The organism is Ochrobactrum sp. AN78 (assembly GCF_029909885.1).
Lineage (GTDB): Bacteria > Pseudomonadota > Alphaproteobacteria > Rhizobiales > Rhizobiaceae > Brucella > Brucella quorumnocens.
Genome location: NZ_JASAMU010000001.1, coordinates 693,583 through 706,611, shown reverse-complemented (window position 1 = coordinate 706,611; position 13,029 = coordinate 693,583). Strand labels below are relative to the sequence as shown.

Sequence of the window (13,029 nt, the reverse complement as noted above, 5' to 3'; positions counted from 1 at the left end):
CAAACATCTGTTTTAATTTACTAAACCTGCAAAATAGACGACACGAGCAGCTGCGTGTAAGGCGCTTGCGGGTCATCCAGAACGCGGTCGGTCAGGCCCTGTTCGACAATATGGCCGTCTTTCATGACCATGATGCGATGGGACAGAAGACGCGCTACTGCGAGATCGTGGGTCACGATGACAACCGAAAGGCCGAGATCGCTCACCAAACCGCGCAGCAGATCGAGAAGACGCGCTTGCACAGACACATCGAGACCGCCGGTCGGTTCATCCATGAAAACAAGACGGGGTGCCGTCACCAGATTGCGTGCAATCTGTAATCGCTGACGCATACCGCCAGAGAAAGCGCGGGGCTGGTCGTCGATGCGGTCAGCAGCGATTTCGACACGTCCGAGCCATTCAGTTGCCGTGTTGCGAATATTGCCATAGTGGCGTTCGCCAACAGCCATCAGCCGTTCACCGACATTGGCACCCGCCGAAACGGTCATACGCAGACCATCGGAAGGGTTCTGATGCACGAAGCCCCAGTCGGTACGCATCAGGAAGCGGCGTTCAGCCTCCCCGATCTTGTAAAGATCGCGGAACTCGCCATCGCGCATCCTATATTCCACGCTGCCCGATGTCGGTTCCAGACGGGTCGCCAGACAGTTGAGCAAAGTCGTCTTGCCCGAACCGGATTCACCGACAATGGCCAATACTTCGCCCGGCCACAGCGAGAAATCGATATCTGCGCAACCACGGCGGCTGCCATAAAACTTCGAGAGATTGCTGACTTTCAGCAGAGGTTCGACGCTCATTCCGCGGCCTCCTTATTCGCTGCCAGATGACCAAAGTGGCCATTCGCCTGACGATCTTCACAATAATCGGTGTCGGAGCAGACAAACATCGAGCCGCCACGGTCATCGAGCACGACTTCGTCGAGATAAACGCCGCGTGCGCCACACAATGCGCAAGGCTCTTTGAATTTCTGCACTTCGAATGGATGATCCTCGAAATCGAGGCTCACGACATCCGTATAAGGAGGCACGGCATAGATGCGCTTTTCACGACCGGCACCAAAAAGCTGCAGAGCTGGCGACATATGCATCTTCGGATTGTCGAACTTCGGTGTTGGCGACGGTGCCATGACATAGCGCCCTTCGATCATCACCGGATAATCATAGGTCTTGGCGATATGGCCGTGGCGCGCGATATCCTCGTAAAGCTTCACATGCATGAGGCCGTATTCGGCAAGCGCGTGCATCTTGCGCGTTTCAGTTTCACGCGGCTCCAGAAAACGCAGCGGCTCAGGAATTGGAACCTGATATACAATCACCTGTCCCTCACTCATCGGATATTCCGGAATGCGGTGACGCGTCTGGATGATCGTCGCCTCACCCGTATGAGTGGTCACGGCAACATCCGCAGTCTTCTGGAAGAATGCACGGATGGAGACGGCATTGGTCGTATCATCAGCACCCTGATCGATCACCTTCAGCACATCATTCTGACCGAGGATTGCGGCAGTTACCTGCACACCGCCTGTGCCCCAACCATAAGGCATCGGCATTTCGCGGCTTGCGAACGGCACCTGATAGCCCGGAATAGCGATGGCTTTCAGGATAGCACGGCGGATCATCCGCTTCGTCTGCTCGTCCAGATAGGCGAAATTGTAATTGGCTAGATCGCTCATTCTGCTGCTTCCTTGCCTGTGCCGATATTGGCTGCTGCTTCGGTTGCCAAAACTTCAGTCTCGTTGTTCGCTTGTTCATATTCCGCACGCATACGGCGGATGAGATCGAGCTCGGCCTGAAAATCCACGTAATGTGGCAATTTCAGATGCTCGACAAAGCCGGTCGATTGCACATTGTCAGAATGGGAAATGACGAATTCTTCGTCCTGCGCGGGGGCTGTCACATCTGCATCGAATTCGCGAACGCGAAGCGCGCGGTCACAAAGCGACATCGACATGGCTTTGCGTTCACTCTGCCCGAACACCAGACCATAGCCGCGCGTGAACTGTGGTGCCTGCTTGGACGAGCCTTTGAACTGGCTCACCATCTGGCATTCGGTCAGCTGAACACGGCCAAGCGAAACGGCAAAGCCGAGCTCGGGCACATCGAACTCAACCTCCACCTCACCAATGCGGATCTCACCGACAAATGGATGCGTGTTGCCATAACCGCGTTGCGTGGAATACCCCAGCGCCAGCAGGAAGCCTTCATCACCACGCGCCAAAGCCTGCAAGCGCAGATCGCGCGGCATCGGAAACGTCCACGGTTCGCGGGTAAGATCGCCCGGCTCATGCCCATCCGGCATTGCACCATCTTCTTCGATCATCCCGTTGACACCGAGAATATCGGTCACGCGTGGCGTTTCTTCAGGCTCAGTCGCACGCACTTCCGGCTCAGGAACGCTGACATCACCCGCCAGTTCCGGATCAAGCAGACGATGCGTATAATCGAATGTCGGTCCCAATAGCTGGCCGCCGGGCAGATCCTTATAGGTGGCCGAAATTCGGCGTTCGATCAACATATTCGCCGTTTCCAGCGGAAGCGAATAGCCAAAACGCGGCAATGTCGTGCGGTAGGCACGCACCAGAAAGATCGCTTCAATCAGGTCGCCACGCGACTGGCGCACGGCAAGTGCCGCAAGTTCGCGATCATAAAGCGAGCCTTCGGCCATCACACGATCAACGGCGAGGCCAAGCTGTTCGACAATCTGATCAAGACGCAATGCCGGAACCGAGCGGTCGCCACGACGACGATCATCAAGCAGACGGTGGGCATTGCGAATAGCGGTTTCACCGCCCTTTACAGCAACATACATGAGTTAACCCTCCAGAGACTCGACACGGGTTGTACGGGGAAGCGCTGCGGCTTTACCGTCAGCGACGAGCACCAGATCGATACCCAGCGGGAACAACGCGCCATTTTCACGCCATTGCGCAGCAAAATCCTGCGGCAAACCATCAACGTTCAGCACAGTCTCATCCTTGATGCCGGGGCCTTTGAGGCAGAAACCCTGCCCGCTCGTCAGAGACGAAACTGCTAGAACAACAGTCGTCGAACGATCCGGAAATTCAGGGTCTCCCTGCGCGAAGGAAGAAAGTACCGGTAGCGATTGCGCATCCGTTACAAGTGCGAACTGCGCTTTCGATTGATCCCCAACGATTGGCGCACCAGTATGGAATGTCAGCCATGCCGTTGCGTCCTTGTTGGCTGCAATTTTAGCATCGACCCAGACGCTTGCGTCGTGATCAAGCAATGTTGCAGCAATCACACCAAGCTCAGGCGTTAGCGGCTGTGGTGGCGTCGCAGCTTGAACCAACGAATAAATGCGGCCGGGATTTGCAATAGCGTGCATCACAGCATGAAACGCCGATTGCGCCTCATTAACCGGATCAGCCAGACCGCCTTCGAAAGCAGAAGAAGAGTGGAGCATCAGTTATCCCCCCGAACCATAGTGAAGAAGTCGACCTTGGTGGCAGCGGCCTCGGCGCGCAGCTTGGTATCCGCATCATCAATGCGGCTGCGCAACACGCTCAGCACCTTGGCCTCAACAGTGTCGCGCTGGTCTTCATCGAGCCAAAGCGCATCGAACAGAGCGGCGAGTTTCGCCTTTTCCTGATCGCGTCCGAGTGCATAAGAATGCCCGACTAAGCCATCGGACAGACGAACGGTCGCTCTGGTGACGGTCGCTTCACCGACATTAAAAGGCGCACCACCGCCGCCGATGCGACCGCGCAGCATAACAAGTCCAGTTTCAGGACCACGCAGAACCTCGAATTCTGGCTTATTCGGCCAATTCTGCCAAAATGATTTCAGTTCTTCACCGCTGGCGCGTGCAAGAATTGCCAAGCTGGCCTGACGTGCAATCTGCGTCGCATCCGGCGCCGTTCTGTTTCCAGTCGTGGAGCCCGCTCCACTTTCACCCGTGCTATGCTGCGTCGTCTGCATGAGCTTATCCGCCCTACCCTAATCTCGTTGACTTTATCGCTCTAATTGTCTATTTATCTAGACAACTATACAATAACACCATTCATATACCCTGCCAATGACAGGACGATGACAAAGCATGGCAAAGACGAAACGAATTGAACGAAACAGCGGCGTGGCCATCTGGCGCCAGATCGCGGACGAGATACGCGGCGACATCATGGCCGGGAAACTTGCAACAGGTGCACGGATGCCCGCCGAGATGGAGTTGGCAGATCGATTTGGTGTCAATCGCCATACAGTGCGCAGCGCAATTGCGGCACTGACGCAGGAAGGTGTGCTACGCGCGGAACAAGGCCGCGGTACTTTTGTGGCCAATGCGAAACGGCTTACCTATCAGATTGGCCGCCGCACCCGCATTTCACAAGCGCTGGCACCACAAGTCAGCGAGACCAAAGGCATCCTGCTGAGTTCCCATGTAGAAACAGCGGCTGCCGACATCATTCAAGCGCTGGAAATAGAAACTGGTTCCGAAACACTGAAGCTTGAAACCATGCACAGTGCGGATGGCCATCCGATTTCCATAGCAACCCATTGGGTGGATGCAAATGCCTTTCCGACTTTCACTGAAGATTATACGGCCAGCGGCTCAATCACGTCCGCATTCAAAGCGGCAGGCGTCAGCGATTATTTCAGAAAATCCACCGTGGTATCGGCACGCCATGCCGATCCAGACGACCTCAAACATCTTAAACTATCCCCGGGCGCTATCGTTCTGACGGCACGCGCAATCAATATAGATACTGCGGGAAAGCCAATTCAATATTCACTAACGCGCTTTTCAGCAGATCGAATGGAGTTCGTTATCGAAAGCGATCCGCTGGATTAATAATTTAAAACAAGGACTTATAAAGATATTGTAATGACTCAATATAATTAAAAAAGCGGGCGCTTATAGCGCCCGCTTTTTTTACATCAAAATGGAATTTCGTCGTCCAGATCGCGGGAGAAACCACCGCCACCGCCGCCACCCTGATTGGATGGGCCGGACGAACCGAAGTCACCACCACCGGAATAGTCCGACACCTGGTTGCGATTGCCACCGCCGCCGCCACCAAACGAGCGGCCCTGATCGCCACCTTCGCCACGGCTATCGAGCATCTGAAGTTCACCACGGAACTTCTGCAGCACGATTTCGGTGCTGTAACGGTCATTGCCGTTCTGATCCTGCCACTTACGTGTCTGGAGCGCACCTTCGATGTAAACCTTGGAACCCTTCTTCAGATACTGCTCAGCCACTTTGGCGAGGTTCTCATTGAAGATGACAACGCTGTGCCACTCGGTGCGATCCTTGCGCTCGCCGCTCTGACGGTCGCGCCAGCTTTCCGAGGTTGCGATGCGCAGATTAGCAATCTGATCACCAGAATTGAGGCGACGGATTTCTGGATCAGCACCAAGGTTGCCGACCAGAATGACTTTGTTGACGCTACCAGCCATCGAAAACTTACTCCGGATCTCTCGCATACACACGTTGAGCGGACTTTTGCCCTGCAAAACGGTGCCTGCTCCTAAAGAATGGCCAACCACCTGAATGTATTGACCTGAAATTCAGCTACCACCTTACAGCAGCAGCCACTGCTGCGCTCATCTCTGCGCTGCGAATTCAACCAATGTCCACAGAAGTTATGTTCTTGTTTTGTTCAAATTACAAGTACGCAGATAGATTTCCATGCATTTTTCACATGCTTGAGGTCCAAATGGTAAACTCTCAAATGATCTTACAAGGAAAAGCCCTGCCGCTCACTGTTTCTTTGGCGCGCAGGGCTTGGGGTTGAGCAAAGCTCTTATATCGACAGTACTTCGCCGATAAATCTAATCGGAAATCTGAAATATGAGACCAGATCGCCGCGCATTTTTCAAAATTTCTGCAATCACTCATTTCAATCAAAAAAGCGTCATTCCTTGCAAATGAAGCAATTATGACCGCAAGCGATTGTGCTTTCATCGATGTGAAAGCTATGCAACGTAGTCAGGTGGACTCATGCTCCTTTACCTCCCGGTTCGCTTACTCAACTGGCGGGACCTCTTGCCGATATCGTTTCATCCCTTTCCGATATCTCTCCGCAACCAGTGAGCACAGGTAGTCTGCTCCTGTCAGGAGTGACAGTCAACGCTCTTGCGTTCACATTTCGTATCGCCTATCAGAAGGCTGGTTGTTCGATCTTTGTTCTGGTGCTAAATGTGCGAAGAACGATTGAACAGCCCCCTTTCCCTGGAAGGGGTTCATCCCCATATTATGGAGCGGCGCGACGCAGAGTTCGGCGCCCGAACACTCCATGACATGACCAAACAGGCAGGACGCGGAATGAGCGATCAGAAATTCATTTCCATACGTGGTGCGCGTGAACACAATCTGAAAAATGTCGATCTTGATCTGCCACGCGACAAGCTGATCGTGATGACGGGCCTTTCAGGCTCGGGAAAGTCCTCACTCGCTTTCGATACGATCTATGCGGAAGGTCAGCGACGTTATGTCGAAAGCCTTTCGGCCTATGCGCGTCAGTTTCTGGAGATGATGCAGAAACCCGATGTGGACCAGATTGATGGTCTGTCTCCTGCCATTTCTATTGAACAGAAGACAACGAGCCGCAATCCGCGTTCGACAGTCGGCACAGTCACCGAAATTTATGACTATATGCGCCTGCTGTTTGCGCGTGTGGGTATTCCTTATTCGCCTGCAACCGGCTTACCTATTGAAAGCCAGACGGTCAGCCAGATGGTTGACCGCATCCTGATGCTTGAGGAAGGCACCCGTCTTTTCATTCTGGCCCCCATCGTGCGTGGTCGTAAGGGCGAATATAAAAAGGAACTGGCGGAGCTGCAGAAGAAGGGCTTCCAACGCGTCAAGGTGGACGGCACTTTCTACGAAATCGCTGACGTCCCCGCACTCGATAAGAAGTACAAGCATGATATCGATGTGGTCGTAGATCGCGTTGTTGTGCGCTCCGATCTTTCGACCCGCCTCGCCGACAGTCTGGAAACCTCTCTCAAACTGGCAGAAGGTCTGGCTATAGCGGAATTTGCAGACAAGCCCTTGCTGGCCGAAGATACGTCGGCCGGTGGTGGTGCGAATAAATCTGCCAATGAAACGCATGAACGCGTTATGTTTTCGGAAAAGTTTGCCTGCCCGGTTTCAGGTTTTACGATTCCTGAAATCGAGCCACGTCTTTTCTCTTTCAACAATCCGTTTGGTGCCTGCCCCACCTGTGATGGCCTTGGTACGCAGCAAGCCATCGACCCAAATCTGATCATACCCGATCATTCAGTCTCTCTGAAAGATGGTGCCGTTGCACCATGGGCACGTTCTTCGTCACCTTATTACAACCAGACGCTTGAAGCGCTCGGCAAGGCCTATGGGTTCAAGGTTGGTGCTCGTTGGTCAGACCTCCCAGATGAAGCGCAGAACGCGATACTTCATGGCACGAAGGGACGAGAAATCACCTTCAACTATGATGACGGTTTGCGCTCCTATCAGACGACAAAGGCTTTTGAAGGTGTCATTCCCAATCTGGAACGCCGCTGGAAAGAAACCGATTCAGCCTGGTCGCGTGAGGAAATCGAACGCTTCATGTCCTCGACGCCCTGCCCGGCTTGTAACGGCTACCGTTTGAAGCCTGAAGCTCTCGCCGTAAAGATCGGCATGAAGCACATCGGCGAAATTACCAGCATGTCGATCCGCAATGCAGACGCATGGTTTCGCGATATCGACGGCAGCTTCAACGATAAGCAGCGCGAAATTGCTGCGCGTATCCTCAAGGAGATCCGCGAACGTCTGGAGTTCCTGAACGATGTCGGCCTTGATTATCTGACGCTTGCGCGGAACTCCGGTACACTGTCAGGTGGTGAAAGTCAGCGTATCCGCTTGGCTTCACAAATCGGTTCTGGGCTTACGGGCGTGCTGTATGTTCTGGATGAACCTTCCATTGGCCTGCATCAACGCGATAATGCGCGTCTTCTCGATACGTTGCGTCATCTGCGCGACCTCGGTAATACGGTTATCGTGGTTGAACATGACGAGGATGCCATCCTTACGGCTGACTATGTCGTCGATATCGGACCCGCTGCAGGCATTCACGGTGGCAAGATCATTGCGCAAGGTTCGCCCGACGATGTTATGTCCCACCCCGACTCGCTCACCGGCAAATATTTGTCGGGCGCTCTGGAAGTCGCTGTTCCCGCAGAACGTCGCGAAATTTCGAAGGCCAAGCGCATCAAGATCGTCGGCGCACGCGGCAATAACCTGAAAAATGTCTCCGCAGATATCCCACTGGGAACGTTTACGGCAGTCACGGGTGTTTCAGGCGGCGGCAAGTCCACCTTCCTGATCGAGACCTTGTTCAAGGCCGCATCGCGCCGTATCATGGGTTCTCGTGAACATCCTGCAGAACATGATCGTATTGAGGGACTGGAGTTCCTCGACAAGGTCATCGATATCGACCAGTCGCCGATTGGCCGCACACCGCGCTCCAATCCTGCCACCTATACGGGTGCATTCACACCGATGCGTGACTGGTTTGCAGGCTTGCCTGAAGCAAAAGCGCGCGGATATCAGCCGGGTCGTTTCTCGTTCAACGTCAAGGGCGGACGCTGCGAAGCATGTCAGGGTGATGGCGTCATCAAGATCGAAATGCACTTCCTGCCCGACGTCTACGTCACTTGTGACGTCTGCCACGGCAAACGCTACAATCGTGAAACGCTTGAAGTACACTTCAAAGGCAAATCAATTGCCGACGTGCTCGATATGACGGTTGAAGAAGGTGCTGAGTTCTTCTCGGCTGTTCCTGCGGTTCGCGACAAGCTCGAAACACTCGTCAAGGTCGGCCTCGGCTATATCAAGGTTGGTCAGCAGGCGACGACACTTTCCGGTGGTGAAGCGCAGCGTGTGAAGCTCGCCAAGGAACTGTCACGCCGCGCTACCGGACGCACCCTCTACATTCTTGATGAGCCAACCACCGGCCTGCACTTCCATGATGTCGCGAAGCTTCTCGAAGTGCTGCACGAGTTGGTCGAACAGGGCAACACGGTCGTGGTCATTGAACACAATCTCGAAGTCATCAAGACTGCTGACTGGGTGATCGATCTCGGTCCAGAAGGTGGTGATGGTGGCGGTGAGATCGTAGCCGTGGGGCGTCCAGAAGACGTCGCAAAGGAGAAACGCTCCTATACAGGGCAGTTCCTCAAAGAGCTGCTTGAACGCCGCCCTAGGCGCAAGGCTGAAGCTGCTGAATGAGTATAGAAAAGCCGGGTTTCACACCCGGCTTTTTCATTACTCGATAAGCCCGACAATCGGGCCATATCCACCATGCCATGAGATGTCGTTTCGCCCCATGGCCGGATTATAAATTCCAGCGCCGCCACCGCCGTCAAGAAACAAGGCGTTGGGACATTTAAGCCCATTACGGAACAGCATGGCGAAATCGTAGAAATTCACCGCATCTTCGCTGATGGCAAAGCGGATGGAATCATCGCTGCAGACACCAACGCCACTTCTACGGGTCCGGTCGGTCGATCCTTTAATCAGAATCGGATTGAGCTTGTTCTGAATGACCAGCATAGGCCCGGACTGCGTGGCAAAATGCGCCTGCGGTTTGCGCTTCAAAAACCTGTCGGTTGAAACAATACCGGCGCCGTCATCTCCGAAATAGAAAATGCCATTGGGTTTCTTGTAAAAGTTTGGAATCGGGCCAGAGGAACGCGTGGGCGCATTGGTGTCGGCCACAACCAACTCCTGCCCATTCTCGACGTATAGTCCCATAGGCGTAAAATCGACCTGATACATTCCTGCATTCAAGGCAAATGATAACGTCTTGCCGTCTTGCGTTACAGCGTCTGCCACTTTCGAGAAACTGCGATATGGCTCGCCGTCAGAGTCCTTCCAGAAGAGACGCAGATTTTCTTCGGCCTTCACTGTGCAGATTATGAATTTTGTGTCCTGAAAGACCTGCTCGTCGCAGGTTTCCGCCAGCGCCGATTGCATACCCAAAAGCAAGCCTGCAAAGCCAATAGCCGGGAGTGCCATACTCATTTTACGAAAGCGCATCGCGAAACCTCCCCCAATCAAAACCATAGACCGTTGAAATGAAAAAAGCCCGGGTAAACCGGGCCTTCTCGCAAAACTGTTCGCGATCATATCGCGTCAGTTCATAAGATTAGCCGTTAACGGCGTCCTTCAGGCCCTTGCCAGCCGAGAACTTCGGCACGTTACGGGCAGGAATAGCAACTTCCTTGCCGGTCGAAGGATTGCGGCCAGTGGAAGCTGCACGATGCGAAACGGAGAAAACGCCGAAGCCTGGCAGGCGAACTTCTTCACCAGCCTTGAGTGCACCGGTGACAGCTGCGAGTACAGCGTCAACAGCAGTTCCTGCGTCGGCCTTTGTCAAACCGCCCTTTTCCGCTACAGCGGCGACCAATTCGTTCTTGTTCATAGGCATTTCCTTTCTTTATCTACCGGAACGATTAACGCGACCGGATTGCGTGCAGTTTATTCAAATCGGTTGACAAACCAAGCCTGTCAACATGAAAAAAGCCCAGAAACCCGGGGTTAAACACAGAAATGCCGGGCATTTAGCCCGGCATTGTTATCTTATTAGCCACTAGCAATGATCAATGAGCTGTCGAAACGCCTGCTTCATCGTCCGCTGGGGCCGCCGCAACAGGAGTCGCTGGCTCTGTCCATTCGATTGGTTCCGGCTTGCGAAGCAGTGCATGCTCAAGAACTTCACCGACGCGCGACACAGGAACAATCTCAAGATTATTCTTCACATTGTCCGGAATATCCGCCAAATCCTTGGCGTTTTCTTCAGGGATCAGAACTTTCTTGATGCCACCACGCAATGCGGCAAGCAGCTTTTCCTTGAGACCGCCGATTGGCAGCACACGGCCACGAAGGGTCACTTCACCCGTCATTGCAATGTCTTTGCGAACCGGAATACCGGTCAGAACTGAGACAATTGCTGTAACCATGGCAATACCAGCCGACGGGCCATCCTTTGGCGTCGCGCCTTCCGGCACGTGCACGTGGATGTCACGCTTGTCGAACAGCGGAGGCTCGATGCCGAAATCAACCGCACGCGAACGGACATAAGATGCCGCCGCAGAAATCGATTCCTTCATCACGTCGCGGAGGTTACCAGTGACGGTCATACGACCCTTACCGGGCATCATGACGCCTTCAATGGTTAACAGCTCGCCGCCAACTTCAGTCCAGGCGAGACCTGTAACAACACCGACCTGATCTTCGCCATCGATCTGACCGTAACGGAAGCGCTCGACACCGAGATAATCGGAGAGGTTCTTGTCGGTGATCTTCACCGACTTCTTCTTCGACTTCAGAATCTCGGTCACGGCCTTACGCGCCAGAGTCATCATCTCACGTTCAAGGCTACGCACACCGGCTTCACGTGTGTAAAGACGGATAACATTGCGCAGCGCATCGTCCGTGACCGAAAACTCCTTCGGCTGCAAAGCATGATCCTTGATCGCCTTTGGCAGCAGGTGCCGCTTGGCAATCTCAAGCTTTTCATCCTCGGTGTAACCAGCGATACGAATGACTTCCATACGATCCAAGAGTGGACCAGGAATATTCAGCGTATTGGCCGTTGTCACGAACATGACGTTCGACAGATCGTACTCAACCTCAAGATAATGATCCATGAAGGTCGAGTTCTGTTCTGGGTCCAGTACCTCGAGCATTGCCGATGACGGATCGCCACGGAAGTCCTGGCCCATCTTGTCGATTTCATCGAGCAGGAAGAGCGGGTTGGACTTCTTCGCCTTCTTCATCGACTGGATGACCTTACCGGGCATCGAACCGATATAAGTGCGTCGGTGACCACGAATTTCAGCTTCGTCGCGCACACCGCCAAGCGACATACGGACGTATTCACGGCCGGTAGCTTTGGCAATCGAGCGAGCAAGCGAGGTCTTACCAACGCCGGGAGGTCCAACGAGGCAAAGGATCGGACCCTTGATCTTGGTCGAACGAGCTTGCACTGCGAGATACTCGACAATGCGCTCCTTGACCTTCTCAAGACCAAAGTGATCGTCACCCAGCACTTCTTCGGCGAAGTTCAGGTCCTGCTTGATCTTCGACTTCTTGCCCCAAGGAATAGACAGAAGCCAGTCGAGATAGTTGCGCACGACTGTAGCTTCTGCAGACATCGGGCTCATGCTGCGTAGCTTCTTCAGCTCAGCCTGTGCCTTTTCGCGTGCTTCCTTGGAAAGCTTGGTCTTGTTGATGCGTTCTTCGAGCTCGGCCGCTTCATCGCGACCGTCCTCGCCATCACCAAGCTCCTTCTGGATCGCCTTCATCTGCTCGTTGAGGTAATATTCGCGCTGCGTCTTTTCCATCTGGCGCTTGACGCGGCCACGGATGCGCTTCTCAACCTGAAGAACCGAAATCTCGGCTTCCATAAACGAAAGCGCCTTCTCCAGGCGCTCACGCACCGAAAGAATCGACAGCATTTCCTGCTTTTCAGGAATCTTGATCGCGAGATGCGAAGCAACCGTATCGGCAAGTTTGGAATAATCGTCGATCTGGCTGGCAGCGCCAACCACTTCAGGCGAAATCTTCTTGTTCAGCTTGACGTAGTTTTCAAAGTCCGAGACCACCGAACGAGACAAGGCCTCAACTTCGACGGCATCTTCTTCGGGCTCTGGGAGAGCCGCGGCATAGGCCTCGTGATAATCTTCACGATCGGTAAATTTGGAAACCTTGGCGCGTGCAGTGCCTTCGACGAGAACCTTGACGGTACCGTCTGGCAGCTTGAGAAGCTGCAGCACATTGGCAATCGTGCCGATCTCGTAGATTGCATCCGGTGCCGGATCGTCGTCGGCTGCATTCTTCTGCGTTGCGAGCAGAATCTGCTTGTCCACGCCCATCACTTCTTCAAGGGCACGGATCGATTTTTCACGTCCGACAAACAGCGGAACGATCATATGGGGGAAGACTACGATATCGCGCAACGGCAGAACGGCATACAGCCCGTCTTCGCCATTCGCTGGGGTCTTCTGTTCAATACCCGTCATTATTCAGTCCTTTCTCAGGTCATTC

The 13,029-nt window shown here is 53.8% G+C and carries 11 protein-coding genes; 2 read left to right on the top strand and 9 right to left on the bottom strand.

The genetic code is table 11. From position 1 onward, the window contains the following. Window positions 1-20: 20 nt before the first annotated feature. From phnK to phnG, 5 genes are read right to left on the bottom strand one after another with little or no spacing between them, the layout of a single operon-like run. Window positions 21-797 carry a phosphonate C-P lyase system protein PhnK gene (gene phnK / locus QBD00_RS03395; protein WP_007875095.1) on the bottom strand — a complete coding sequence of 259 codons (777 nt, stop codon included), beginning with the start codon at window positions 795-797 and terminating at the stop codon, window positions 21-23. Further along, window positions 794-1,672 carry an alpha-D-ribose 1-methylphosphonate 5-phosphate C-P-lyase PhnJ gene (locus QBD00_RS03390; RefSeq protein WP_095446709.1) on the bottom strand — a complete coding sequence of 293 codons (879 nt, stop codon included), beginning with the start codon at window positions 1,670-1,672 and terminating at the stop codon, window positions 794-796. The genes phnK and QBD00_RS03390 overlap by 4 nt, the downstream gene beginning before the upstream one ends. Continuing rightward, window positions 1,669-2,808, bottom strand: a complete 1,140-nt coding sequence (locus QBD00_RS03385; RefSeq protein ID WP_318578636.1) for a carbon-phosphorus lyase complex subunit PhnI — start codon at window positions 2,806-2,808, stop codon at window positions 1,669-1,671. Before QBD00_RS03385 ends, QBD00_RS03390 begins: the two co-directional genes overlap by 4 nt. A 3-nt stretch (window positions 2,809-2,811) precedes the next feature. Continuing rightward, a complete protein-coding gene (gene phnH, locus QBD00_RS03380; protein WP_318578635.1) occupies window positions 2,812-3,423 on the bottom strand; it encodes a phosphonate C-P lyase system protein PhnH in 612 nt (203 codons plus the stop codon). Then, window positions 3,423-3,938 carry a phosphonate C-P lyase system protein PhnG gene (gene phnG, locus QBD00_RS03375; protein WP_318578634.1) on the bottom strand — a complete coding sequence of 172 codons (516 nt, stop codon included), beginning with the start codon at window positions 3,936-3,938 and terminating at the stop codon, window positions 3,423-3,425. Before phnG ends, phnH begins: the two co-directional genes overlap by 1 nt. Before the next feature lie 118 nt (window positions 3,939-4,056). Between phnG and phnF the strand changes: the two genes are divergently transcribed. Continuing rightward, on the top strand, window positions 4,057-4,806 hold the full coding sequence (gene phnF / locus QBD00_RS03370) for a phosphonate metabolism transcriptional regulator PhnF (RefSeq protein WP_095446713.1): 750 nt from the start codon (window positions 4,057-4,059) through the stop codon (window positions 4,804-4,806). 86 nt (window positions 4,807-4,892) lie between these two features. Here phnF and ssb read toward each other — a convergent pair whose 3' ends face one another. Continuing rightward, window positions 4,893-5,414, bottom strand: coding sequence for a single-stranded DNA-binding protein (ssb, locus tag QBD00_RS03365; RefSeq protein ID WP_095446714.1), 522 nt, complete (start codon window positions 5,412-5,414; stop codon window positions 4,893-4,895). Between the two features lie 868 nt (window positions 5,415-6,282). Between ssb and uvrA the strand changes: the two genes are divergently transcribed. Further along, window positions 6,283-9,207 carry an excinuclease ABC subunit UvrA gene (gene uvrA, locus QBD00_RS03360; RefSeq protein ID WP_095447908.1) on the top strand — a complete coding sequence of 975 codons (2,925 nt, stop codon included), beginning with the start codon at window positions 6,283-6,285 and terminating at the stop codon, window positions 9,205-9,207. A gap of 36 nt (window positions 9,208-9,243) precedes the next feature. On the opposite strand, the gene QBD00_RS03355 is transcribed toward uvrA, so the two are convergent. From QBD00_RS03355 to lon, 3 genes are all read right to left on the bottom strand, one after another. Beyond that, window positions 9,244-10,017, bottom strand: a complete 774-nt coding sequence (locus QBD00_RS03355; protein ID WP_412534977.1) for a phosphodiester glycosidase family protein — start codon at window positions 10,015-10,017, stop codon at window positions 9,244-9,246. A gap of 109 nt (window positions 10,018-10,126) precedes the next feature. Then, window positions 10,127-10,402 carry an HU family DNA-binding protein gene (locus QBD00_RS03350; protein ID WP_006470422.1) on the bottom strand — a complete coding sequence of 92 codons (276 nt, stop codon included), beginning with the start codon at window positions 10,400-10,402 and terminating at the stop codon, window positions 10,127-10,129. A 178-nt stretch (window positions 10,403-10,580) separates the two neighbouring features. After that, window positions 10,581-13,004, bottom strand: coding sequence for an endopeptidase La (lon, locus tag QBD00_RS03345; protein WP_095446717.1), 2,424 nt, complete (start codon window positions 13,002-13,004; stop codon window positions 10,581-10,583). Window positions 13,005-13,029: the final 25 nt, after the last annotated feature.

Coding starts and splice junctions, on each gene's coding strand:
- QBD00_RS03390 (WP_095446709.1), bottom strand. CDS start 1,672: ATGAGCGATCTAGCCAATTACAATTTCGCCTATCTGGACGAGCAGACG.
- ssb (WP_095446714.1), bottom strand. CDS start 5,414: ATGGCTGGTAGCGTCAACAAAGTCATTCTGGTCGGCAACCTTGGTGCT.
- QBD00_RS03355 (WP_412534977.1), bottom strand. CDS start 10,017: ATGCGCTTTCGTAAAATGAGTATGGCACTCCCGGCTATTGGCTTTGCA.
- QBD00_RS03350 (WP_006470422.1), bottom strand. CDS start 10,402: ATGAACAAGAACGAATTGGTCGCCGCTGTAGCGGAAAAGGGCGGTTTG.
- phnH (WP_318578635.1), bottom strand. CDS start 3,423: ATGCTCCACTCTTCTTCTGCTTTCGAAGGCGGTCTGGCTGATCCGGTT.
- lon (WP_095446717.1), bottom strand. CDS start 13,004: ATGACGGGTATTGAACAGAAGACCCCAGCGAATGGCGAAGACGGGCTG.
- phnG (WP_318578634.1), bottom strand. CDS start 3,938: ATGCAGACGACGCAGCATAGCACGGGTGAAAGTGGAGCGGGCTCCACG.
- phnF (WP_095446713.1), top strand. CDS start 4,057: ATGGCAAAGACGAAACGAATTGAACGAAACAGCGGCGTGGCCATCTGG.
- phnK (WP_007875095.1), bottom strand. CDS start 797: ATGAGCGTCGAACCTCTGCTGAAAGTCAGCAATCTCTCGAAGTTTTAT.
- uvrA (WP_095447908.1), top strand. CDS start 6,283: ATGAGCGATCAGAAATTCATTTCCATACGTGGTGCGCGTGAACACAAT.
- QBD00_RS03385 (WP_318578636.1), bottom strand. CDS start 2,808: ATGTATGTTGCTGTAAAGGGCGGTGAAACCGCTATTCGCAATGCCCAC.